The 22,318-nt window shown below is 61.0% G+C and carries 20 protein-coding genes; 11 read left to right on the top strand and 9 right to left on the bottom strand.

Annotated elements, in window-relative coordinates; translation table 11 throughout:
* Positions 1–25 precede the first annotated feature (25 nt).
* Positions 26–1,516 carry a helicase HerA-like domain-containing protein gene (locus tag ABEH28_RS18550; protein ID WP_346630778.1) on the bottom strand — a complete coding sequence of 497 codons (1,491 nt, stop codon included), beginning with the start codon at positions 1,514–1,516 and terminating at the stop codon, positions 26–28.
* 229 nt (positions 1,517–1,745) lie between these two features.
* Here ABEH28_RS18550 and ABEH28_RS18555 point away from each other — a divergent pair, with 229 nt between their 5' ends.
* The 3 genes from ABEH28_RS18555 to ABEH28_RS18565 are packed head-to-tail and all read left to right on the top strand — an operon-like array spanning position 1,746 to position 4,622.
* Entirely contained in the window at positions 1,746–2,858 is a 1,113-nt protein-coding gene (locus ABEH28_RS18555; RefSeq protein ID WP_346630779.1) for a glycosyltransferase family 1 protein, read from the top strand.
* A gap of 10 nt (positions 2,859–2,868) precedes the next feature.
* Complete coding sequence (locus ABEH28_RS18560; protein WP_346630877.1) at positions 2,869–3,630, top strand: polysaccharide deacetylase family protein; 762 nt, start codon at positions 2,869–2,871, stop codon at positions 3,628–3,630.
* On the top strand, positions 3,627–4,622 hold the full coding sequence (locus ABEH28_RS18565; RefSeq protein ID WP_346630780.1) for a lysylphosphatidylglycerol synthase transmembrane domain-containing protein: 996 nt from the start codon (positions 3,627–3,629) through the stop codon (positions 4,620–4,622). Before ABEH28_RS18560 ends, ABEH28_RS18565 begins: the two co-directional genes overlap by 4 nt.
* Here the strand turns inward: ABEH28_RS18565 and ABEH28_RS18570 are convergent.
* A complete protein-coding gene (locus tag ABEH28_RS18570; protein ID WP_346630781.1) occupies positions 4,599–4,787 on the bottom strand; it encodes a hypothetical protein in 189 nt (62 codons plus the stop codon). The two genes, ABEH28_RS18565 and ABEH28_RS18570, sit on opposite strands and share 24 nt — an antisense overlap.
* A gap of 115 nt (positions 4,788–4,902) precedes the next feature.
* Positions 4,903–5,754, bottom strand: coding sequence for a formyltetrahydrofolate deformylase (purU, locus tag ABEH28_RS18575; protein ID WP_346627085.1), 852 nt, complete (start codon positions 5,752–5,754; stop codon positions 4,903–4,905).
* A 347-nt stretch (positions 5,755–6,101) separates the two neighbouring features.
* Between purU and mvaT the strand changes: the two genes are divergently transcribed.
* Positions 6,102–6,479 carry a histone-like nucleoid-structuring protein MvaT gene (mvaT, locus tag ABEH28_RS18580; protein WP_192171704.1) on the top strand — a complete coding sequence of 126 codons (378 nt, stop codon included), beginning with the start codon at positions 6,102–6,104 and terminating at the stop codon, positions 6,477–6,479.
* 99 nt (positions 6,480–6,578) lie between these two features.
* Here the strand turns inward: mvaT and sbcB are convergent, their stop codons facing one another.
* Positions 6,579–8,009 carry an exodeoxyribonuclease I gene (sbcB, locus tag ABEH28_RS18585; protein WP_346630782.1) on the bottom strand — a complete coding sequence of 477 codons (1,431 nt, stop codon included), beginning with the start codon at positions 8,007–8,009 and terminating at the stop codon, positions 6,579–6,581.
* 235 nt (positions 8,010–8,244) lie between these two features.
* Between sbcB and ABEH28_RS18590 the strand changes: the two genes are divergently transcribed.
* From ABEH28_RS18590 to ABEH28_RS18605, 4 genes are read left to right on the top strand one after another with little or no spacing between them, the layout of a single operon-like run.
* Positions 8,245–8,982, top strand: a complete 738-nt coding sequence (locus ABEH28_RS18590; protein WP_346627083.1) for an RDD family protein — start codon at positions 8,245–8,247, stop codon at positions 8,980–8,982.
* Positions 8,979–9,959 (top strand): stage II sporulation protein M, encoded by a 981-nt coding sequence (locus tag ABEH28_RS18595; RefSeq protein ID WP_282366014.1) that lies wholly within the window; start codon positions 8,979–8,981, stop codon positions 9,957–9,959. Before ABEH28_RS18590 ends, ABEH28_RS18595 begins: the two co-directional genes overlap by 4 nt.
* Positions 9,946–11,592 (top strand): DUF4129 domain-containing protein, encoded by a 1,647-nt coding sequence (locus tag ABEH28_RS18600; RefSeq protein ID WP_346630783.1) that lies wholly within the window; start codon positions 9,946–9,948, stop codon positions 11,590–11,592. Before ABEH28_RS18595 ends, ABEH28_RS18600 begins: the two co-directional genes overlap by 14 nt.
* Positions 11,589–12,809, top strand: coding sequence for a DUF4350 domain-containing protein (locus ABEH28_RS18605; protein ID WP_346630784.1), 1,221 nt, complete (start codon positions 11,589–11,591; stop codon positions 12,807–12,809). Before ABEH28_RS18600 ends, ABEH28_RS18605 begins: the two co-directional genes overlap by 4 nt.
* 73 nt (positions 12,810–12,882) lie before the next feature.
* Here ABEH28_RS18605 and ABEH28_RS18610 read toward each other — a convergent pair whose 3' ends face one another.
* Positions 12,883–14,538 (bottom strand): diguanylate cyclase, encoded by a 1,656-nt coding sequence (locus tag ABEH28_RS18610; RefSeq protein WP_346630785.1) that lies wholly within the window; start codon positions 14,536–14,538, stop codon positions 12,883–12,885.
* Between the two features lie 368 nt (positions 14,539–14,906).
* Between ABEH28_RS18610 and ABEH28_RS18615 the strand changes: the two genes are divergently transcribed.
* Positions 14,907–15,917: a MoxR family ATPase gene (locus ABEH28_RS18615; RefSeq protein WP_346630786.1), complete on the top strand. Its 1,011-nt coding sequence runs from the start codon at positions 14,907–14,909 to the stop codon at positions 15,915–15,917.
* Complete coding sequence (locus ABEH28_RS18620) at positions 15,914–17,269, top strand: DUF58 domain-containing protein (protein ID WP_346630787.1); 1,356 nt, start codon at positions 15,914–15,916, stop codon at positions 17,267–17,269. Before ABEH28_RS18615 ends, ABEH28_RS18620 begins: the two co-directional genes overlap by 4 nt.
* 11 nt (positions 17,270–17,280) lie before the next feature.
* Here ABEH28_RS18620 and ABEH28_RS18625 read toward each other — a convergent pair whose 3' ends face one another.
* Both ABEH28_RS18625 and ABEH28_RS18630 read right to left on the bottom strand, forming a co-directional pair.
* On the bottom strand, positions 17,281–17,640 hold the full coding sequence (locus ABEH28_RS18625) for a PilZ domain-containing protein (protein ID WP_192171714.1): 360 nt from the start codon (positions 17,638–17,640) through the stop codon (positions 17,281–17,283).
* Positions 17,641–17,953: 313 nt separating this feature from the next.
* Entirely contained in the window at positions 17,954–18,328 is a 375-nt protein-coding gene (locus ABEH28_RS18630; RefSeq protein ID WP_346630788.1) for a tetratricopeptide repeat protein, read from the bottom strand.
* A gap of 179 nt (positions 18,329–18,507) precedes the next feature.
* Between ABEH28_RS18630 and pyk the strand changes: the two genes are divergently transcribed.
* Positions 18,508–19,959: a pyruvate kinase gene (pyk, locus tag ABEH28_RS18635; RefSeq protein ID WP_133772322.1), complete on the top strand. Its 1,452-nt coding sequence runs from the start codon at positions 18,508–18,510 to the stop codon at positions 19,957–19,959.
* 74 nt (positions 19,960–20,033) lie between these two features.
* Here pyk and ABEH28_RS18640 read toward each other — a convergent pair whose 3' ends face one another.
* Together ABEH28_RS18640 and ABEH28_RS18645 are read right to left on the bottom strand one after the other, a co-directional pair.
* Positions 20,034–20,972, bottom strand: coding sequence for an iron-sulfur-binding ferredoxin reductase (locus ABEH28_RS18640; protein ID WP_346630789.1), 939 nt, complete (start codon positions 20,970–20,972; stop codon positions 20,034–20,036).
* Complete coding sequence (locus ABEH28_RS18645) at positions 20,965–22,071, bottom strand: GGDEF domain-containing protein (protein WP_192171717.1); 1,107 nt, start codon at positions 22,069–22,071, stop codon at positions 20,965–20,967. Before ABEH28_RS18645 ends, ABEH28_RS18640 begins: the two co-directional genes overlap by 8 nt.
* Positions 22,072–22,318 lie beyond the last annotated feature (247 nt).

Raw genomic sequence — 22,318 nt, forward strand, 5'->3', positions numbered from 1 at the left:
TTGAATGGGCTTTTTTGTGGGTGCGCTAGCGGCGTTTCTTGCTGCCGCCCAGCAACGATCCCATCAACCCGCGCACCAGTTCGCGACCGATCTGGGTGGCGGCCTGGCGCATCGCACTTTTGACCGCCTGCCCCGCCAGCCCGCCCAGAAAACCACCGGCCATGTCGGCAAAGCCGCCTTCTGACTTCTCCTCAGCAGCAGGTTTCTGCGCGGGGTCCACTGATGCGCCTTTGCGCGCCAGCAGCATTTCGTAAGCCGATTCGCGATCCACGGGTTTGTCGTAGCGACCGGCCAGTGGGGACCGTGCGATCAGCGTGTCGCGCTCAGCCTGGGTCAACGGCCCGATGCGCGATTGCGGCGGCGCGACCAACACACGCTGGACGATTTCAGGCGTGCCCTTGTCCTGCAGCGTGCCCACCAGCGCCTCACCGATGCCCAACTCGGTCAGCACCGAGAGCGCGTCGAACTCGGGATTGGAGCGAAACCCGTCCGCAACGGCTTTCAGCGATCGTTGCTCCTTGCTGGTGAACGCGCGCAGGCCATGCTGAATGCGCAAACCGAGCTGCGCCAGAACGGAGTCCGGCAGATCCCCCGGCGACTGGGTGACGAAATACACGCCGACGCCTTTCGAGCGAATCAGCCGCACCACTTGCTCCAGCCGCTCCTGCAGCGCCTTCGGCGTATCCGTGAACAGCAAATGCGCTTCGTCGAAGAACAGCGCCAGCAACGGTTTATCGGCATCGCCGCGCTCAGGCAATTGCTCGAACAGCTCGGCCAGGAGCCACAGCAGGAAAGTGGCGTAGACCTTCGGCGACTCGTGCACCAACCGGCTGGCGTCCAGCAGATGAATCTGCCCGCGGCCATCGCTCGCGGGCTGCAAGATGTCTTCCAGTTGCAGCGCCGGCTCGCCGAACAAGGCCTCGGCGCCTTGCTGTTCAAGGATCGCCAGCCGACGCAGCAGCGCCTGACTCGACCCCGTGGTCATCAACGCGCTGTCGTCGCCGAGGACTTCGGGGTTGTCGCGCAAATGATTGAGCAGCGCCTTGAGGTCCTTGATGTCCAGCAACAACAGCCCTTCCCGATCCGCCACCTTGAACGCGGCGTACAGCGCCGATTGTTGGCTGTCCGTCAATTCCAGCAAACTTCCCAGCAGCAGCGGGCCCATTTCCGACAGGGTTGTGCGCAACGGATGGCCCGTTTCACCGTGCACGTCCCACAGTGTCACCGGATAGCCCTGAGGTTTATGGTGCAGCCAGGGCATGCCGGCGATTCGCTCGGCGATCTTGCCTTGAGGGTTGCCCGGGGCTCCGAGCCCGCAGAGATCACCCTTGATGTCCGCCGCGAACACGGCCACGCCAGCGTCGCTGAACACTTCCGCCAGGCGCTGCAAGGTGACGGTTTTCCCGGTGCCAGTCGCGCCGGCCACCAGCCCGTGACGGTTGGCCAGACGCATCGCGTGCCCGATCGGCTGGCCCTTCAGGTCAGCACCAATAAGAATCTGTTGTGAGTCAGGCATCCGTTCACCCAAGCGTTGCATTCGATATTTCCGAAGGGACTGCGGCGACAGCCCCATTGGACCGGCACCGCTGAGCCACCTTCGGGCCACCTCGCTACTCTAGCGCAAGACTCTGGCGCAAGCGGCGTAACGCTAGTTCATGGGCGTGGGTGCGACGATCTGCAACCGAACATCTGTATCTGTGGATGGTCAACCCCAGAAGGACTGAATCAATGGACGAAGGCATCCCATGCACATTGCTGACATGACCATGTTCTACGCCCCTGCAAGCGGCGGCGTGCGCACGTACCTGGATGCCAAACACCGCCGCCTCGCGCTTTACCCGGGCGTGCGACACAGCCTGCTGATCCCGGGCCCGCAAAGCAGTCATGAAGACGGCATATACCGGGTTCCGGCGCCGCCCGTACCGTTTGGCAACGGCTATCGTTTTCCACTGCGCGTCGGTCCCTGGCGAGAGGCCCTGCGAAGTCTGCGGCCAGACCTCATTGAAGTCGGCGATCCTTATCTTACCGCCTGGGCTGCACTGGATGCCCGACACCAACTGGACGTGCCAGTGATTGGCTTTTACCACTCCGACTTGCCGCTGCTGGTGAGCAACCGGATTGGCACCTGGCTGGGGGCCAATGTCGAGAATTACGTCAGCAAGCTCTACGGCAATTTTGACCGAGTGCTGGCGCCGAGCGCGGCGATGGCGGACAAGCTGATCCGCCTGGGTGTGAAGAATGTTCATGTGCAGCCGTTGGGGGTTGATCTGCAGACGTTCCATCCCTCCCGGCGAGATCCTGGTCTCAAGGCCGAGCTGGGCCTGCCGGATGAAACCCACCTGCTTATCTTTGCGGGCCGAGGTTCGAAAGAGAAAAACCTGACCGTTCTGCTCGACTGCATGAAGGCGCTGGGCGCGGGTTATCACCTGTTGCTGGTGGGCTCCCATATGCCGACCGGCGTGCCGGCCAACGTCACGGTTGTGGATAAATTTCGTCCTGCTGCCGAAGTCGCGCGCCTATTGGCGAGTGCCGATGCGCTGGTACATGCCGGGGATCAGGAAACCTTCGGTCTGGTGGTGATTGAAGCCATGGCCAGCGGGATTCCGGTGGTGGCGGTCGATGCCGGGGCCTTCCGCGAAATCGTCCCCGAGCACTGCGGCCTGCTGTGCGAACCCAATCAACCACCGGCCATGGCGGCAGCGGTGCGTCAGCTGTTTGCCGAGAACGCCCCATTCCGAGGCGAAGAGGCGCGGCGTCATGTCGAGGCACATTATGCGTGGGACGCCGTGGTCGCCGGCTTGCTCGGCCATTACCAGGCAGTACTCGGCGCCCGTCAGCCGGTCTATGCCCATGGCTGAGATTCCCGCAATCACGCAACGCAGCCTGATGCTGGTGCTCCACGACGTGGCCCCGCAAACCTGGCCGGATTATCGACCCTTCGTTGAGGCGGTCGACAAGCTAGGGAACATCCCCATCACCTGGCTGGTGGTGCCGAATTTCCACAAGCACGATCCGATCGACGCCAACCCGGATTTCCAGCGGTTGATGCACGACCGCCTCGTACGGGGTGACGAACTGGCGCTGCACGGCTATTACCATTGCGACGACAGCCCTGCCCCACGCACGCCCCATGAGTTTTTCATGCGGCGCATTTACACCTGGGAGGGCGAGTTCTACACCCTAGACGAACATCAGGCGATGCAACGGCTGGAAGCAGGCATGGAGGTGTTCCGGCGCAACGACTGGCCACTTCACGGATTCGTCGCTCCCGCCTGGCTGATGAGCGAAGGCACGCGCAATGCCCTGCGAAAATTGCCGTTGGACTACACAAGTGATGCCCAACACTTGTATCGTCTGCCGGACTTTTCCGAGATCGATGCGCCCGGGATCGTCTGGAGCGCTCGCAGCGCCTGGCGCCGGGGCGTATCGAAAATCGTCAGCAACCACCGTGAGGCTCAATTGCATAACGCCGCAACCATCCGTCTGGGGCTGCACCCCGTAGACATGCGCCACGACTTTTCCCGTCGTTACTGGCTGCAAGCCCTTGAGCGCTTGTTGAACGACGGCCGTACGCCGATGAGCAAATTTGCCTGGTTACAGGGCCTGAATGCCGCCAGGTCTGCGGCGTGAGGCGACTTGGCTGGCTCGCAGCAGCACTGATACTCGCCCTGCTGATTCCGTTCTTCATGGGCGGCGCAGACATGTTTCACCGCCTGCGCAACTTCCCGGTGACGCTCCTGATCGGCATGTTCGTCATGGTGTTGGTGGGCTGGTGCATGAACACGATACGCCTGCGCCTGTTGCTCGGCGACGCCGCCAGCGGCATCGGCATGCGCAAAAGTCTCGCTGTGGTGATGGCCACGGAATTTGCCTACTGCGCCACGCCCGGGGGCAGCGGCGCGCCCTTGACGCTGGTCGCACTGCTCTCGCGCAGCGGTATTGGTCCGGCGAAAAGCACAGCGGCCTTTGCCACAGACCAACTTATGGATCTGGTGTTTTTTCTCCTCGCGCTGATCGGCATCCTGATCTACGCGGTGTTCCACCAGCTCAGCGAAAACCTTGAATGGATGCTCATTGCCAGCGCCCTGCTAATCGGCGCCGGACTTTGTGCCTGTGCCGGTTTCGCGCGGTATCACCGACGCATCATTCTGTTCAACGGTCGGGTGCTCAAGCGGCTGAAGCGCAAGAACACCACGCGCATTCGCTGGGCGCGCAAGCTGCTGCATTTCCGCGACGCGCTGGCTGAGACCTGGAAAATGCCCCACCGCATTCTGCTGCAGGTGTTTGCGCTGACCTGCGTGCACTGGAGTCTGCGTTACAGCGTGCTGTACCTGGCGCTGCAAGGGTTGGGCGTGAATATCGATTGGGCGTGGACGTTTCTGGTGCAGATGCTGTCGCTGAGCGCTGGGCAGTTCAGCCTGTCGCCGGGCGGTGCGGGAGCGGCGGAGTTGACGTCGGCGGCCTTGTTGGCGCCGATGGTGGGCAAGTCGACGGCAGCGGCCGCGATCCTCATCTGGCGGATCGTCACCTATTACTTCTATCTGATCGCGGGCGGGCCGGTGTTTCTGTTGATGGTCGGGCGCCCCCTTTTGAACAAGTTACTGCGGATCAAGACGGTCTGATTCGTTTTCCTGTCTGGCAGACGTCAGTTCTTTCCATAACGCTTCCGCCCCCTCGAAGTCCGTGCCGTCTTCCGGCGACAGTGCGTCGACGTCGTAACGGCTCAGGCATCCTTCGCCAAGGGTCGGCGGGGCTTTGGATGTGGCTTTGTCGAGGGGGTCGGTCATGGTGATTCCGCCTGTCGTGCCGGAGAAGCTGCACTGTTCGCAAACAATCGAGTTGCAGTAAGCCGCTGAACTTAAGCGGCTCACCCAAACCGCTTAATCACTGCTTAATCACTGCTTAATCAAATACCACTGTCTTGTTGTCATGCACCAGCACGCGGTCTTCAAGGTGTGCGCGCAGGCCGCGAGCGAGCACCATCTTCTCCACGTCGCGACCGAAACGCACCATGTTTTCGATGCTGTCGCGATGGCTGACGCGCACCACGTCCTGCTCGATGATCGGACCGGCGTCCAGTTCTTCGGTGACGTAGTGGCAAGTAGCGCCGATCAGTTTCACGCCACGCAGCGACGCCTGGTGATACGGCTTGGCGCCGACAAACGAAGGCAGGAAGCTGTGGTGAATGTTGATGACCTGATGCGCGTATTCCCGGCACAGTTGCGGCGGCAGGATCTGCATGTAACGCGCCAGCACAACAACGTCGGCTTCGTGGTGTTTGACCAGACGCGAGACTTCGGCGAACGCCGGCTCTTTGTCTTTCGGATCAACCGGCACGTGGTAATAAGGAATGTTGTGCCACTCGACCATACTGCGCAGGTCCTGGTGGTTGGAAATCACGCAGGCGATTTCACAGTCCAGTTCGTCGCTGTGCCAGCGGTGCAACAGATCGGCCAGACAATGGGACTCCCGGCTTGCCATGAGCACGACGCGCTTTTTCTGCGCGGAGTCGGTAATGCGCCAGTCCATCGAAAACTCTTCGGCGATGGGCGCAAAAGCTGCACGGAAACCTTCGAGGTCGAAAGGCAGGGTATCGGCACGCATTTCATGACGCATGAAAAACCAGCCGCTGAGATTGTCAGAGTGATGGCTCGCTTCGGTAATCCAGCCGTTGTACGAGGCCAGAAAGTTACTGACCTTGGCAACGATACCGACACGGTCCGGGCAAGCAATCACCAGACGAAAAGTGCGCATGTGAAAAACTCCAGAACTTCGCAAAGGCCGCCATTCTAGCGATTACCTGACGACTGTGCAGTACCCGTATGCCGCTGATTTCAGGCGGCAAAAAAGCGCACCCTTCGGGGATAAATGCATTAGTGCCGTACCGGTTCATCGGCGACGGAAATTCGACGCCAGACACTTCGCTGAAAACAGCAAGGTCATTGGCGTTCTATAACGCTACATGTGTATCTAAATCGAGGGTATGTCTGCGGCTATTTCAAAATGCTACGGATAAAACTTTTCTTAAATGTTTACTTGCGCAAACACTCTGATTATTATGCGCCCATCGCATCATGCCCATCACAACATAGGTATCCCCCATGTCACTGATCAACGAATACCGCGCAACAGAAGAAGCCATCAAAGAACTGCAAGCCCGCCTGCAAAATCTGCAACAAGACGACAAACTGCAGAAAGAACTTGAGTTCGAAGGCAAACTGCGCACGTTGATGGGCGAATATCAGAAATCCCTGCGCGACATCATCGCGCTGCTGGATCCAGACTCCAAAATGAAGGCTCCACGCGGCGCTGTTGTAAAGCCGGTCGGCACCAAACGCGCTCGCAAGGTCAAGCAATACAAAAACCCGCACAACGGTGAAATCATCGAAACCAAAGGCGGCAACCACAAGACGCTGAAAGAGTGGAAAGCCAAGTGGGGCGGCGACGAGGTTGAAGGCTGGGCAACTCTGCTGGGCTAATTGCCGGTTTTAGAGTCAGCCGTCGCGCAGAGATGTTCGACTCAAAAAGACGCCAGCCATGCTGGCGTTTTTTATTGCCTGCCATTTACCCCTATGCGCTTATAGTCCCAGACGCTGTTTCAACACCAGAGAGTATTCCTGCCACTGGGCGAGCACTTTGAGTTGCTCGGGCGTGGCCTTCAGCGAGAGTTCGACCAGCGCACGGCTGAACGCCTTGAGCGTATTGGGGGCGCCGGCCTGAGGATCGCTCAGGCGCAACTGACAAAACGCCAACCAGCGCTGTTGCTCTGCAACGCTCAGGGTTTCGGCAAAGTTGCGGGCGCGGTAGCGGAATAACAATTCAGGCAATCGGGGATCATCGAACGGCCAGCCATCGGTAGCCAGTTGCTGGGGCTCGGCAATGCGCACCTGCTCGCAGAGACGACGATCCCGATCATTGATAAAGCCGTCGTACAACTGCTGTTCCGGATCCTCACTGACAGCGAAGTTGTCGTTGGCATAGACGCTTTTCAACTTGTCCTGCCAGATCGTCTGCCCTTCATTCAAGGCGGCCAAGCGCGTTTTATAAACACTCATGTCCAGTTGCAGACGCTGACGGTCCTCCTCGCGAAGCACGCTCAGCGGGGCAATGACCGGGCATTTATTAACATGCAGCAATTTCAGCGGAACCGGTAACTGGCCTTCGAGCAGATCTTCGCGGCGAGTATATAGACGCTGACGCAAGGTCTCGCCGTCTTCGTCCAGCAACGGGCTGTGGTCATGGAACAGGTCACAGACAATCAATGCATTTCGGTTCACCGGATGCCAAGCCAGCGGAAGTACGACGCTCACATAACTTCGCGCTGCGGAAAAACGACCCGATATATGCACAAGTGGCTGCATCAATCGAATCTGATCCTGGACCTTGTGCTTGAAGCGCAAGCCAAAAAGATAATCGTAAAGTTTGGGTTGCTTATCGCGGACCAGACGCGCCAGCGCGATGGTTGCGCGGACATCGGAGAGCGCGTCATGGGCATGACCATGATCGATCCCGTTGGCCGCCGTCAGCCGCTCAAGTTTCAGCGTGACCCGGCCCTCTTCTTGCGGCCAGACAATGCCCTCCGGACGCAGCGCATAAGCCGTGCGCACCACATCAATCAAATCCCAGCGGCTGTTGCCGCCCTGCCATTCGCGTGCGTAGGGATCGAAAAAGTTGCGATAAAGACTGTAGCGGGTCATCTCATCGTCAAAACGCAACGTGTTGTAACCCGCGCTGCAGGTGCCGGGCAGAGACATCTCCGCGTGCAGTCGGGTCATGAAGTCTGCTTCACACAAGCCTTTTTCCGCGAGCCGGTCAGGCGTGATGCCTGTCACCAGGCATGCCGCCGGATGGGGGAGGATGTCATCGCTGGGCTGGCAATACAGGTTGATCGGCTCGCCGATCTCGTTGAGCTGATCGTCCGTACGAATGCCCGCCACTTGCAGCGGCCGGTCGTTGCGTGGATTGATCCCGGTGGTTTCGTAGTCGTACCAGAAGATGCTGGAAGTCACGGGCTGATCCTGAACAAAAGACCGGGCGAGTTTAACAGATGCCCCTCCGCGCCTGACGCCAGCGAATACACCCCGAGGCCCGAGATACGGCGACACAGTTTGTGCGAAAGTGGCGGCTGTCGAAGGCCAGCAAGTTGTAACAGGCTCTTTCCCACACATTGTCCAGAATCATCCTGTTGCTTAGCCACTCCGGCGTGGCTAGCATCAAACCTCTTCCACCGGCGTACCTTCCTCTATGTCCCTTTCCCATGCAGAGCCAGGATTTACTGCACCGCTTGCCCTGCTGGACACTCGTGTTCGCATGGAAACGCCCGAGGGCATAGACCTCATCCTGCGACCTGCCGGGTTGCTGTCCCGGTCAATTGCTTTCGGCATTGATCTGATGATTCGCGGCGCGCTACTGGGTGCGCTGTTTTTCGTGCTGGGAACACTGGGCGACTTCGGCACCGGGCTGTTCATGCTCGCGCTGTTTATCGGGACCTGGGGCTATATGGTGCTCTTCGAAGTGCTGCATCAAGGGCGCACTCCGGGCAAACAGATCATGGGGCTGCGGGTCATTCACGATGACGGCACCCCGATTGGCTGGTCGGCTTCAGTGCTGCGCAACCTGCTGCGCTTCGTCGACATGCTGCCCTTCGGCTATTGCGTCGGCGCGTTTACCTGTTTGCAGCACCCGCTGTTCAAACGCCTTGGGGATCTGGCGGCGGGCACGCTGGTCATCTATCGGGACGTGCCCCCGCAACGGCCGCCACTGGCTGAAGCCACCGCGAGGATTCCGCCGCTGCCCCTCTTGCTGGAGGAACAGCGCGCCATACAAGCCTTTGCCGAGCGGCAAGGCACACTTTCTTCGGCGAGGGCTCAAGAGCTTGCTGCCATCGTCACGCAGCCTTTGCAGTTGTCCAGCTCGCGAGATCCTCACTACCCGGTCCAGCAATTGAATGGCATTGCCCACAGCCTGGCCGGCTCGTCATGAAGCAAAGCCTGTTCGAACAACGCCATGCAGAAGACTGGCAGCGTTTTGCAACACGCCTTGAGGCGCTGGAAGCGAGTCGCCGCAAAAGCGGGTCCGGTGCCGGCTTCAGCCGCGAATACCGTCAGATCTGCCAACAGCTTGCGCTGGCAATCGACCGTGGCTACGCCAGTCATCTGGTCGAGCAACTGCAGCAGCTTGCGATGCGTGGGCACCAGCAGTTGTATCGCCACCGAAGCCAGTTTAGTGCGCAGTTGCTGAGCTTTGTGCTGGCGGACTTCCCACGTCTGGTGCGTGCCGAATGGCGATGGGTCGCCCTCGCCGGCCTGCTGTTTTTTGGCAGCCTGACGCTCATGGCGCTGCTGGTCTACGGCTATCCGGATCTGGTCTACAGCGTCGTCAGTCCCGCCGATGTCGCCGGAATGCACGCCATGTACGAGCCCGCCGCACGGCGTATCGGGCAAACGGCCGAACGCGCGTCGAGCACTGACTGGCTGATGTTCGGTTACTACGTCATGCACAACGTCGGCATTGCTTTCCAGACCTTTGCCAGTGGCCTGCTGTTAGGCGTCGGCAGTCTGTTTTTTCTGTTTTTCAACGGACTGATGATTGGCGCGGTCGCGGGCCATCTCACCGACGCGGGCATGGGCACAACCTTCTGGCCGTTCGTGGTTGGACACAGCGCCTTCGAACTGACCGGCATCATGCTGGCGGGTGCAGCGGGGCTGAAACTCGGATGGGCACTGGTCGCTCCCGGCCGACTGCGCCGAGGCGAGGCACTGCGCCGCGCTGCACGGATCAGCGTGCGACTGATTGGCGGGGTCATGCTGTTCCTCCTCATCGCGGCATTCATTGAAGCGTACTGGTCGTCGATGAGCTGGCCGCCCGCGGCAGCCAAATATGGGGTGGGCGCTTCTTTGTGGTTGCTGGTCGGCGCCTACCTGACCCTTGCCGGACGCACGCCCCATGCGCCTGACTGACGCCAGCGTTGTCATACGCCCACGCACGCCGTGGGAGGCCCTCGACCTGGGCGTTCTCCTGGCGCAACGGTACCGCGCCTTGCTGATGACAAGCTGGGCCATCGTCACCTTGCCGATCTTCGCGCTGCTGACCCTGCTGCTGTGGGATTACCCGTCAGTGGCAGTCCTCGTGTTCTGGTGGCTCAAGCCAGCCTACGAACGGCTGCCGCTGCTGATTCTGTCCCAAGCGCTGTTCGGCCCGGCACCGTCACTCAGGCAGGCGCTGAAAAGCTTTCCGTCGGCACTCAAGCCGCAGTTGCTCGCGAGCCTGACCTGGCGGCGTCTGAGCCTCAGCCGCAGTTTCTATCAGCCGGTGCAGCAACTGGAGGGACTAGACGGGTTGTCCCGGGCGCAGCGCATTACCTTGCTTGGCCAGAAGGATTCCCGGGCGGCGCGTCTGCTGACCGCGCTGGGCAGTACGCTCGAAATGACCTTCTGGATCGGCCTGATGGTGCTGTTCTACGCCATGATTCCCCCGCAGATCGAAGCGGACTGGTCATGGCGCAGCCTGCTGGACATCGAGGGTGAGTGGAACTGGCTGGAGCATTTGACCAACGGGTTTTATGCCCTAGTGCTGATCGTATGGGGCCCGGTTTATGTGTCCTGCGGATTTGCGCTGTACCTCAATCGCCGGACCACGCTGGAGGCGTGGGACATCGAGCTGGGTTTCCGCAAGCTGCGTCAGCGTGTTCTGGGCAGCGCACTGGCGGTGTTGCTGGGCGGGATCCTTGTGCTGACGTTGCTGCCGTCCGCCGTCATGGCAGAGTCTGCGGCAAACCAGTGGACGGCAGATCGGTCAATGGCGGACGAAATCCCCAGCGAGTCGGGCAATAGCTGCCCGCTGCCGCCGCTGGACAACCCGCAGACCGACGAAGACGTTGCACCACCCGATTCACCTCGCCTGCTCAATCAGCCGCTGACCAGCCAGGCGTCGCAGAACGCCATCCATGCCGTGCTTGAACAACCGCCGTTCAAAAATCCCAAACCGGTGTCCGGATGGCGCATCGCCCAGCCCGCTGACGATGCCAAGCATGATGCCAAGTCAGCCGAGACACCGAACTGGCTGGCGCGACTGGTCGTCGGCGCGCTCAACGTAGGCAAGACCCTGTCGGCGGTATTCGGCGCGCTGCTGTGGACGCTGCTTGGCCTAACGGTCGCGTGGGTGATCTGGCGCTATCGGACCTGGTTCGCCACCTTCGTCGGCAAAAGCCCCCGCAAGGCGACGGCTCCACGAGACATCCCTCACCAACTCTTTGGCCTGCAGGTCCGCGCTGAAACCCTGCCGACGGATGTCGCCGATGCAGCGGAAAGACTCTGGCAACAGTCACCGCGCGAGGCATTGAGCCTTCTTTATCGCGCACTGCTGAGCCGCCTGTTGACCGATTACCAACTGCCGCTGAAAAGCGCCGACACCGAGGGCCAGATACTGGCGCGCATCGCCGAGCTCAAGCAGCCATCCCTTGATGACTTCAGCCATGAACTGACGCGCCACTGGCAGAACCTCGCCTACGGTCACCAAGTGCCGCCGGATCAGGCGCGACACACGCTGTGTTCAGGCTGGCGGAAGTTGTTCGCGCCGGGGGCAGGCGCATGAGCCGGCGCTGGATCATCGGGCTGGTCGCCGCGCTGATGCTGGTGAGCCTCGTCATCGCCAGTATGCCCGCGCTGAAGCGGCTCGAGCGTTATCAGGAAACCGTCGACCAGGGGCCTTCGCCTGAAGCGCTGGCCAACCCTTACCTCGCCGCGCAGACGTTCCTGCGTCAGCGAAACATTCAGGTGAAAACGGTTGAAACGCTCACCACTCTCCCTGACATCCGCGACCAGCCGCAAACGCTCATGCTGCTGGATTTCCGCGAAAGGATGACGCCGTCGGAGGTCAAGCGCTTGCTGGCCTGGACCCGATCAGGCGGCCGTATTCTCTTTGTCGCCGAACAGCTGTGGGACCGGACCAAGGGAAGCAGCGGCGACCTGTTGCTGGATCAACTGCAGATTCACCAATTCCTCACCCAAGACCTGCAAGAGCAGGACCGCGAACGCCAGCGCGAACAACTCAAGCCGGTCATCCCGCTGAGCACGCCGGACATTCAAGGCCCGGAAACGCCGTGGCCCGAGCTGACCAGGCTGTTCGTGCAAAACGAAAGCGACCCGGCCTACATGAGCTTTGACCCGGCCTTCCATCTGGATGATCCCGAGGACCATGCACAGTCATGGGCCAACAGCGCTGACGCCACGCACCTGCTGCAAATGGTGTACGGCTCTGGATTAATCACGGTTGTCACCGACGCCGACCTGTGGAAAACGCAGGCCATCGGCGAATACGATAATGCCTGGCTACTCTGGTATCTGAGCCAGGACAGCACCGTCACGATGGTGCTGCGTACTGAACACGACAACCTGTTCGGGCTGCTCTGGCAATACTTCCCCCAGGCGCTGCTCGCCCTGACGCTGTGCCTCGTTGCCACGCTGTGGCATGCAGGCATGCGCCATGGCCCGATGTTGCCGATCTTTGCGCGCGGCCGTCGTCAGCTCAGCGAACACCTGCGTGCAAGCGCCGACTTCATGCTCCGCCGCGAAGGCCAGCACGCCGCGTTGCGCGCCTTGCAGCAAGACATCCTGCGTCGCGCCCGGCAACGGCATCCCGGCTTTGAGACCCTGGCGGTCACCGAACAATGGCAAACGCTGGCGCGCATGACGCGTCAGTCCACCAGCCACATCGGCCAGGCGTTGCGTCCGCGGCCGGAGCAGCGCTTGTCCAGCAGCGAATTCACCCGTCAGGTTGCGTACCTGCAAACCCTCAGGAATGCCTTATGAGCGCTTGCTCGGGATACGGTGGACATCAAAGCAATCCAACCAGCCCCGTGACGACACAGTGATACGAGGCCTGCTAAGCGTTTTGCACATCGGAAACAGGCGACACGCCGGGGACATCGTAAAACTGCGCCTGGGCTTTTCCCGCCCGCTTGGCGCGATAGAGCGCCTCGTCAGCCTGCGCCAGAACGTCGGCGAAAGCGCCGCCCGTCCAGATCGCCCCGCCGACACTGCAACTGACGTTAATGACCTCGCCAGACAGCGTCATCGGTTCCGCGAGTCTCGCGATCACCCGCTGAGCTGCGCGCTGAACGCTGGATAACGACTCACCTGCGCGCAAGGCAAGGAGCAGCACGAATTCGTCTCCGCCATGACGCACGGCAATGTCTCCGTCACGGACCGTGGTCAAGAGCCTCATTCCGACTTGCTGCAGCAAAGCATCACCCGTGGCATGCCCGAAACGGTCATTGACGAGCTTGAATCCGTCCAGGTCCAGACACAAAACGCCGTAGCTGAGTCCCTCCCTCCATTCGCTGCGCACCGCTTCGACATACTTTTCCAGCGCCGCTCGGTTGGGCAAGCCGGTGACCATATCTCGGTAAGCGATGCCTTCAACCATCGCCAACTGGCTTCTTTTCGACGTCAAACTGTCGACGAGGTGGCGGATCGCGACACTCAGCGTCTCTACTTCCCGCGAACCGTGGAGTAGCGGAATACGCAAATTGGCGCCTTCAGAAAGGCGGGCCGCTGCGTCGGCAATTTTGTTGACCGGCTTGGTGATCATGCCTGCCGCAAACCAGCCAATGATCGCAAAGGCGATAGAAAGGGCACTGCCCCAGCCAAGGATTTGACTGCGTACCTTCCGGGCTTCGGCAAACGCAACGGACACCGGTTGCCTGGCAATGACGGTCCATCCCAGGCCGGGATAATCACCAACTCCCACACTTTTGGCGGCGCCGGTCAGGTACTGAATACCGTCCGGCCAGGTTTCAACCGACCCGCTTTTGCTGACCACTCGAGGCAGATGGAGGCCCAGGGGTTTGCCAATCAGTTGCTTGGGGCCGAGCAATACCGTTCCGTCCTCGCCAATGACCAGGAACTCCAGACTCGGCAAGCGTTGCTGCAAAGGCTCCAGCAGGGTTCTTCCAACCTCATAGGCCCACTTCCAGGAGAGGTGCGTGGCGAGAACACCGGCAAGCCGGCCGGTTTCATCCCGCACCGGCATACTGATGTCGACAAATTTCATGGCTTCCCCGGTGGGATTGGGAAGGAGCTTGGCGAGCAGTACCGCATCATGTACATCGCCGACAAAAACCCTGTCGACACCATTGGCGAAGACGGGCCGTTTTGAAATGTCCACGCCCTCCAGCACGCTGTTGGTAGACGCGACCACCGTGCCATGCGCATCGGTAAGTCCGATCCAGGAATAGCTAGGAAAGTTGTCGCTGAGGCTATTCAACAGCTTGCGGGCCTGGCCGGTGCGCGCCGGGTCACGAAGCGCTTCCAGGTCGCTGAGCACAGCAAGCTCCTTGGCACGGGCGCTCATGTCAAAGTCGAGACGATCCACCATCAGATAAGCCGACTCGGTGAGCTGCAACCCGGTCTGCTCCTTCAGGCTGGAAATCGAGGATTCACCGATCACAGCGCCAAATATGCAGCTAAGGACGAGCACGAGGATTGCCACGACAATAGCGACCTGCGCCCGCAAGCTATGAAGAGAAGCAAGAATCATCGTGATACACCGTGCCGGAAAGCGGGAGAGCCGCCTTCCCTTGGCGGTGTTGTACCTTGATATCGGCTGCGCGCCGGATTTCTGGAGTGGTTAACGCAGGGCTCACCCTCACGTCCCCCTCAGTCGGGCGTCGGCAATACACCGTGCAGTTGGCCGGTCCGCGACACGTTCGAGTGATGCCGCGTGGTATTTCGGATCGAGTTGATAAAGTGCGATTACACTCTCAAATCACGCTGAATTAGGTAAGCACCTGATCCATGACAGATAAAACAGATTCGACAGTCGACACGGTTCGAGAACCACTGAGCGATCACTCAGCGAACCCGGGCCACGCAGCCGATCACCCTTCTCCCTCTGAAACCCCAGCCGTGGACCACAAGCACACCGAGCCGGTCACCGCTTCGGCCAGCCATCCGGCTCAGCAGCGCCAGCGCGCGATTCATCTGGCCCAAGCGGTGCGGCATGAGTTGCAAAAAGCAGTCATCGGCCAGGACGCCGTCATCGATGATGTATTGACCGCGCTGATTGGCGGCGGTCATGTGTTGCTCGAAGGCGTGCCGGGGCTGGGCAAGACGCTGCTGGTGCGGGCGCTGGCCCGGTGCTTCGGCGGCGAGTTTGCGCGCATTCAGTTCACCCCTGATCTGATGCCCAGCGACGTGACCGGCCATGCCGTGTACGACATGCAGAGCGAGCAGTTCAAGCTGCGCAAAGGGCCGCTGTTCACCCATCTGCTGCTCGCGGACGAGATCAACCGCGCCCCAGCCAAGACCCAGGCCGCGCTGCTAGAGGCGATGCAGGAACGTCAGGTCACACTGGAAGGCCGCGCGCTGCCGGTGCCGCAACCCTTCATGGTGCTGGCGACGCAGAACCCGATCGAGCAGGAAGGCACTTACCCGCTGCCCGAAGCCGAGCTCGACCGCTTCATGCTCAAGGTCCGCATGGATTATCCCCAGGCCGATCAGGAGCTGGAGATGGTCCGCCAGGTCACCCGCTCGACGCGCTCCGACATGCTCGATGTCCAGCCCCTTCGCACCTTGATGCAGGCAAAAGATGTGCTGGCGCTGCAACGCATCGCCGGCGATCTGCCGGTGGATGAACAGGTCCTCGATTACGCCGTGCGGCTGGCTCGCACCACTCGCACGTGGCCGGGCCTGACACTCGGCGCAGGGCCGCGGGCGTCCATCGCACTGATTCGGGGAGCGCGCGCACGGGCGCTGTTGCGTGGCGGCGAGTTCGTCGTACCTGACGACGTCAAAGGCTGCGCGCTGGCGGTGCTGCGTCATCGAGTGAGGCTAGCGCCGGAGCTGGACATCGAAGGCTTGTCAGTGGATCACGTGCTCAAGCAATTGCTGGATCAGGTGGCGGCGCCGCGTCGATGAAGCAACTGCTCAAGCCGTCGACACGCATGCTCTGGTGGCTGGCCGTCCTCCTCGGCGTCTCGGTGCTGCTCGGCATTCTGCAGGCATTGGGCCGCGGCCCGGCTGCCCGGCTGGACGGCTTTTTCTGGACCCTGCTGTGTGTGATGACTGCCGTCGCTGCGTTGGATGCCGCGTGGCTGTGGCGTCTGCCCTCCCCTCGGGCCAAGCGGCACCTGGCCGGCAGCCTGGGGATGGGACGCTGGAGCGAGGTGCGGGTCGAGCTGGAACACGATTCACCTCGCGCGCTTTCCTTAACCCTTTTTGATCATGGGCCTTCGGAGCCGGATGCCCGCTACGACACCGAGAATCTGCCCCAGGACGTCGTGCTGCGCCCACAGCGCACCGCCCAGCTGACCTATCGGCTGCGTCCGGCCAGTCGCGGGGATTTCACCTTCGAACGGACCGAGATCCTTATCCGCAGCCCGCTGCGCCTGTGGTCATCCCGACGTTATGTGCCCACCCATGACGCTGTCCGGGTGTACCCGGATTTCGCCCGTTTGCACAACGGGCAATTGCTGGGCGTCGAGAACTGGCTCAGGCAGATCGGCATCCGCCAACAGCCGCGCCGGGGGCTGGGCCGGGAATTTCATCAGCTGCGCGAATTTCGTGAAGGCGACAGCCTGCGTCAGATCGACTGGAAGGCCACGGCCCGGCATCGCGCGCCCATTGCGCGGGAATATCAGGATGAGCGCGATCAGCAAATCCTGTTCATGCTCGACTGCGGCAGACGCATGCGCAGCCAGGACGGGGAGCTGACGCACTTCGACCATGGGCTGAACGCCTGCCTGCTGCTGAGCTACGTGGCGTTGCGTCAGGGCGACGCGGTCGGTCTTTCAACCTTCGCGGGCGAACAGGACCGGCATCTGCCCCCCGTCAAAGGCGCCGGCCAGCTGAACGTGCTGTTGAATCACCTCTACAACGTCAACGCGACCCAGCGCCCCGCCGATTACGCGGTAGCAATGCGAAATATCCTCGCGCGGCAGAAACGCCGGGCGTTGGTGGTGTTGATCACCAACTTGCGGGACGAGGATGACGAGCAGCTACTGGAAGCGGTCAAACAGCTGAGTCGACATCATCGCGTGCTGATCGCCAGTCTGCGCGAGGCCGTGCTCGACAATCTGCGTCAAGCGCCGGTGCAGACCTGGCAAGAGGCTGTGGACTATTGTGGGACGGTCGATCTGCTCAACGCACGCAGCGGGCTGCATGAGCGTTTGGTCGCCCATGGCATCCCTGTGCTGGATGTGCGCCCCAGTGAGTTGGGGCCGGAGTTGGTCAGCCGATACATGAGCTGGAAAAAGGCCGGGGCTTTGTAGGGCGCCTGCCTTCAGGCGGACGCCTCCAGCGGATAGAAACTGAAGTAGTGCTGCAAGGCCTGAATGAGGACAAAGTATTCCGCCGGCGCCGCTTGCAGGCGGAAGCCGGAATCGAACACGCGTGGGGTCTCGTCTTCATGACACCACAGGCAGCTGGCGTCGATATCGATGTTGTACAGGCCGTTCTTGCCGTCGGGCACCTTCAGGCGCAGCTGAAAATCAGCCCCCACCAGAATGGGCAGATCGCTGATCAGCATCAGGCCTTGCTCAGACACGTTACCCAGGCAACCCAACGGTTTATCGGTATACCGGTTGAACACTTGCAGGTAGTAAGGCAGTTGGTGACGTTCGATTCGTCTTTCATTAAGCATTCGGACACTCGCCCTGAGATGACCATTGAGCATGGCCGCGCTAGTGCTTTGGGATTCGGCTGCACGGAACTGCCAGACCCGTGACGCCAGAATCCATCAGTTGAAAAACCGATGACGACATCTGACTCATTCGGCACTGGCAAAAGTCACTGATCCGAGTGGCCGATCAGCGATAACCCCGCTTATCACCCTGCTTTCGGATCAGTGGCGCTGCCGCCTTCGTCAAAACACTTAGGTCCCTACTCATCGCAGCCTAGCTCAGGTTTTCCCGATATCCACACGAAAACGCGACCGTATATCCAGTCGGGTGTAACTAGCGTGAAGCAGCACGCGGTGTGGCAGGCGGCGCGAGGTTGTCATGCCCCAGTTGGTGCAGGGTGTCCAGACGGGCCTTGGCGCGGAACGCGTACTCGCTTTCCGGGAACTGGCTGATGATGTACTGGTAGGTCTGCACGGCATCCATATAGAACTTCTGGCGTTCCAGGCACTGGCCCCGCAACATCGACACTTCGGGCTGGACGTAGCGACGCGAACGGCTCTCGCGATCAACTTTCGACAGGTTGTACATCACCGCGTCACAGTCGCCCTGTGCGTAGGCGCGGTTGGCGTTGTTCAAATGGCTGTTCATTGCCCAGCGGGTGCAGCCACCCAAGGCAAGCAGCGCCACTAATATCATCACGATTCGCATGAGAGTCTCCTGTGCTCAGCCCTTGTATCGGCGTATTCCGGGATTTCTTCAAGGTCGATTTGACGGCCGCCGACCTGCCGATTGCCCAGCGATCCGGGGGGCAGGTAGTGCAAAGGAACAATGACTACAGAGCAATACAGTAGTAGCCTCTCGCTGCGCTTCATTTAAGGAGTTTGTGCATGACCGTTCGCCGCACCAAAATCGTAGCCACACTTGGCCCTGCCAGTAATTCGCCAGAAGTCATCGAGAAGCTGATTCTTGCTGGCCTGGACGTCGCCCGCCTTAACTTCTCCCACGGCACGCCCGACGAGCACAAGGCTCGCGCGAAGCTGATCCGCGACATCGCCGCCAAGAACGGCCGGTTCGTCGCGTTGCTGGGTGACCTTCAAGGCCCGAAAATCCGCATCGCCAAATTCGTCAACAAGAAGATCGAGCTGAAGGTAGGTGACAAGTTCATCTTCTCCACCAGCCATCCTCTGACCGACGGCAACCAGGACATCGTCGGTATCGATTACCCCGATCTGGTCAAGGACTGCGGCGTCGGCGACGAGCTGCTGCTGGACGATGGACGCGTGGTCATGCGCGTTGACACGCAAACCGCCGACGCACTGCATTGCACCGTGACCATCGGCGGCCCGCTGTCGGATCACAAAGGCATCAACCGTCGCGGCGGCGGTCTCACGGCTCCGGCGCTGACCGAGAAAGACAAGCAGGACATCAAGCTCGCTGCCGAAATGGACCTGGATTACCTGGCCGTTTCGTTCCCGCGGGATGCGGCCGACATGGAATACGCACGCAAGCTGCGTGACGAATCCGGCGGCACGGCCTGGCTGGTGGCGAAGATCGAACGCGCCGAAGCCGTTGCCGACGACGAAACCCTCGATGCGCTGATCCGCGCCAGTGACGCGGTCATGGTTGCCCGTGGCGACCTGGGCGTGGAAATCGGCGACGCGGAGCTTGTGGGCGTCCAGAAGAAAATCATCCTGCACGCACGTCGCCACAACAAGGCGGTGATCGTTGCCACGCAGATGATGGAATCGATGATTTCCAGCCCGATGCCCACTCGCGCTGAAGTGTCCGACGTGGCCAACGCCGTGCTCGACTACACCGACGCCGTGATGCTGTCCGCTGAAAGTGCCGCCGGTTCGTATCCGGTCGAAGCCGTGGAGGCGATGGCGCGTATTTGCGTCGGTGCCGAGCGTCATCCGACCGGCAAGACCTCCAGCCACCGCGTCGGTCACTCATTCACCCGTTGTGACGAGAGCATCGCGCTGGCCGCCATGTACACCGCCAACCACTTCCCTGGCGTGAAAGCGATCATCGCGTTGACCGAAAGCGGCTATACCCCGCTGATCATGTCGCGCATTCGCTCCTCGGTGCCGATCTACGCGTTCTCCCCGCACCGCGGCACCCAGGCGCGCGCGGCGATGTTCCGTGGCGTTTACACCATTCCGTTCGACCCGGCGGCACTGCCGGCCGGTCAGGTCAGCCAGTCGGCTGTGGACGAACTGGTCAAGCGCGGTCTGGTCGAGCAAGGCGACTGGGTCATCCTGACCAAGGGCGACAGCTACCACACCATCGGCGGCACCAACGGCATGAAGATCCTGCACGTCGGCGACCCAATGGTTTAAGCGACACCGCCACACTAAAAAGCCCCGCCTCGTGAGAGTGCGGGGCTTTTTTATGTCTTTGAACCCATGGACTGTCAGCCCTTCTCCACAAATACGTCCGCCAGTAACTGACCACGGGGCAACCCGGCAATGAACAACCGCTTCGAGAACGCCTCGACGCTGGCAGGCGACCCGCAGACCAGCGCAATGGTCTGACGAGACGTCACGCGCAACCCACTCAGCACGGCCGAGAAGTCCGCCAGCTCGATCGACTCCACGTGCAGGTTCGGATGCTGGATCGCCAGCTCGCCGAGAGCCTCCGCCAGATAATGCTCTTGAGGCTCGCGCGCCAGATGTATCAGGCGAATCTCACCCTGATGGCCCTGCCGCGACGCCTCGCGCAGCACACCCCATAGCGGCGCCAATCCGGTGCCTGCGGCCAGCAGCAACAACGGCCGGTCCTGCCAGTCGGGGTCGTAGCGCAGCGCACCGCCCTGGAGTTCGCCGAGGCGGATCGGATCGCCCGGTTGTAGCGTGCGGGCGACATCAGCGAAAGCGCCCGGACGCTGGCAATCGATGTGAAATTCCAGAAAGGGCTCGTCCCCCGGCACGCTCGCCAACGAATACGGGCGCGCCACGCCGCTAGCAGTCCACAGCACCAGATGCTGGCCGACGCGGTAGCGCAACGGGCGTTCGGGGTTCAGTCGCAGGCGCAACACCGACGGGCTCAGCCAGTCAGCACCCACGACTGTCGACGGCAAGCCATCGCGCAAGGGGTCGAAGATTTCAACGGTCAGGTCGCTCGTCACCCGGCACTGGCACGACAGCCGCCAGCCGTGGGCGCGCTTGTCGGCATCCAGCGCATCGGGCGCGGCATCCGCCGGATCACCACTGACGCAACGAACCATGCACGCGTGGCAACTGCCGGCGCGGCAGCTGTAGGGGACGGACAATCCGGCGTCGTTGAGGGCATCCAGCAAATTGGCCGCAAGCGCCACCGACCATTGCCGGTCGCCCACTCGCAACTCAGGCATCGGCGTAATCCCAGGCGCCGTGGCAGCGGTTGCGGCCCTGGTGCTTGGCGCGATACAGCGACTGGTCGGCCCGTTGCAGCGCCCGGTCCATGTGATCGCCGCGCTCGATAACCGTCATGCCGATCGACAGGCTCAGGTCCAGCTCAGGGAACTCGGGCAGCGTGACATGGGTGAAGGCGAGCCGGATGCGCTCACAGCAGTCGACCAGTTGCGCACGGGTGCAGCGCGGGATCAGCAAGACGAATTCTTCACCGCCATAGCGCGCGAGAATGTCATCGGAGCGCAGGCACTGGGCCGCGGTTTTGCCGAACATCTGCAGCACCCGGTCACCCGCGGCGTGCCCATGGATATCGTTGACGCGCTTGAAGTGATCAAGATCGATGAGCGCCAGTCCGGCGGTGTAATTGCCGTCCATGTGTTCGAGTTCGCGGGTGGCGATCCGCAGGAAGTGACGGCGGTTACAGAGGTTGGTCAGCTCGTCGGTGGACGCCAGTTCTTCGAGCTGCAGCATCATGCCGCGCAGGGTTTCCTGATGCGCCTGCAAGGTGATGCGGCGCTGATGCATGCGGTTGCGCGAGTTCTGCACGAAGCGCGCGAACAGGCACAGCCAGGAAAAAACGATGAACAACGCGCAGGTCTGAATCGCCGCCAGCCCCGGATCGGCCAGGCGCCCGCGACTGGCGTCCCACAGGTTGATCCCGGCGAATCCCAGCAAGGCAAACAGGGCGCAGCGGGCGAAAATACTGGGGCGCAGGTGAAACAATCCGAACATCAGCACCAGCACGTAAATGATCAGAAATGTGCCGCGGGAGGCTTCCATATGGCTGATGAGAAACGTCTGCCAGGCCAGCCCAAGGAGCACCTGAAACTCGGTCAGGCTGGGGTCTTTGAAGCGTCGGTTGTAGCCACCGAAAAACACCAGGCTCAAGGCGGCCTGACAGAAAAGCACCAGCACACTGGTGCACCAGATCCCGAAGAAGGTGGCTTGATAGTAGCCGGTAAAATACGCCATCCATACGAGCATCAGCCCCAGCACATAGGTGCCGGTAGCGAGCGCGAAACGTTTCAGCAGCAAACGCTGGATAGTTTGGGCAGTCACTCGTTGACTCATCATGGGTATTAAGGGTCCGTCCCGTACCGGCAAGATGACCTGTGACACTTTTCAGGCACCAGATCAAAACCTTCCTGCGCCGTGCGCGGTAATGCAGGCAGCTTGCCACTGTAGTGCTTGCGTAAAAAAATGACTATTCAAATCCCTGTCTTTCCGGACAGCCGTAGCAATCTGTTTCATGCATGATTCAGTGCGGGTGCCGTACGGCGTTTTCGACGACGGTTTGGCCTTTGGC

The organism is Pseudomonas sp. Ps21-P2, assembly GCF_039672565.1.
Lineage (GTDB): Bacteria > Pseudomonadota > Gammaproteobacteria > Pseudomonadales > Pseudomonadaceae > Aquipseudomonas.

Excerpts from the sequence above, each read along its gene's own strand:
- ABEH28_RS18550 (WP_346630778.1), bottom strand. The coding sequence starts at position 1,516 with ATGCCTGACTCACAACAGATTCTTATTGGTGCTGACCTGAAGGGCCAG.
- ABEH28_RS18555 (WP_346630779.1), top strand. The coding sequence starts at position 1,746 with ATGCACATTGCTGACATGACCATGTTCTACGCCCCTGCAAGCGGCGGC.
- ABEH28_RS18570 (WP_346630781.1), bottom strand. The coding sequence starts at position 4,787 with ATGACCGACCCCCTCGACAAAGCCACATCCAAAGCCCCGCCGACCCTT.
- purU (WP_346627085.1), bottom strand. The coding sequence starts at position 5,754 with ATGCGCACTTTTCGTCTGGTGATTGCTTGCCCGGACCGTGTCGGTATC.
- mvaT (WP_192171704.1), top strand. The coding sequence starts at position 6,102 with ATGTCACTGATCAACGAATACCGCGCAACAGAAGAAGCCATCAAAGAA.
- ABEH28_RS18590 (WP_346627083.1), top strand. The coding sequence starts at position 8,245 with ATGTCCCTTTCCCATGCAGAGCCAGGATTTACTGCACCGCTTGCCCTG.
- ABEH28_RS18595 (WP_282366014.1), top strand. The coding sequence starts at position 8,979 with ATGAAGCAAAGCCTGTTCGAACAACGCCATGCAGAAGACTGGCAGCGT.
- ABEH28_RS18600 (WP_346630783.1), top strand. The coding sequence starts at position 9,946 with ATGCGCCTGACTGACGCCAGCGTTGTCATACGCCCACGCACGCCGTGG.
- ABEH28_RS18605 (WP_346630784.1), top strand. The coding sequence starts at position 11,589 with ATGAGCCGGCGCTGGATCATCGGGCTGGTCGCCGCGCTGATGCTGGTG.
- ABEH28_RS18610 (WP_346630785.1), bottom strand. The coding sequence starts at position 14,538 with ATGATTCTTGCTTCTCTTCATAGCTTGCGGGCGCAGGTCGCTATTGTC.
- ABEH28_RS18620 (WP_346630787.1), top strand. The coding sequence starts at position 15,914 with ATGAAGCAACTGCTCAAGCCGTCGACACGCATGCTCTGGTGGCTGGCC.
- ABEH28_RS18625 (WP_192171714.1), bottom strand. The coding sequence starts at position 17,640 with ATGCTTAATGAAAGACGAATCGAACGTCACCAACTGCCTTACTACCTG.
- ABEH28_RS18630 (WP_346630788.1), bottom strand. The coding sequence starts at position 18,328 with ATGCGAATCGTGATGATATTAGTGGCGCTGCTTGCCTTGGGTGGCTGC.
- pyk (WP_133772322.1), top strand. The coding sequence starts at position 18,508 with ATGACCGTTCGCCGCACCAAAATCGTAGCCACACTTGGCCCTGCCAGT.
- ABEH28_RS18640 (WP_346630789.1), bottom strand. The coding sequence starts at position 20,972 with ATGCCTGAGTTGCGAGTGGGCGACCGGCAATGGTCGGTGGCGCTTGCG.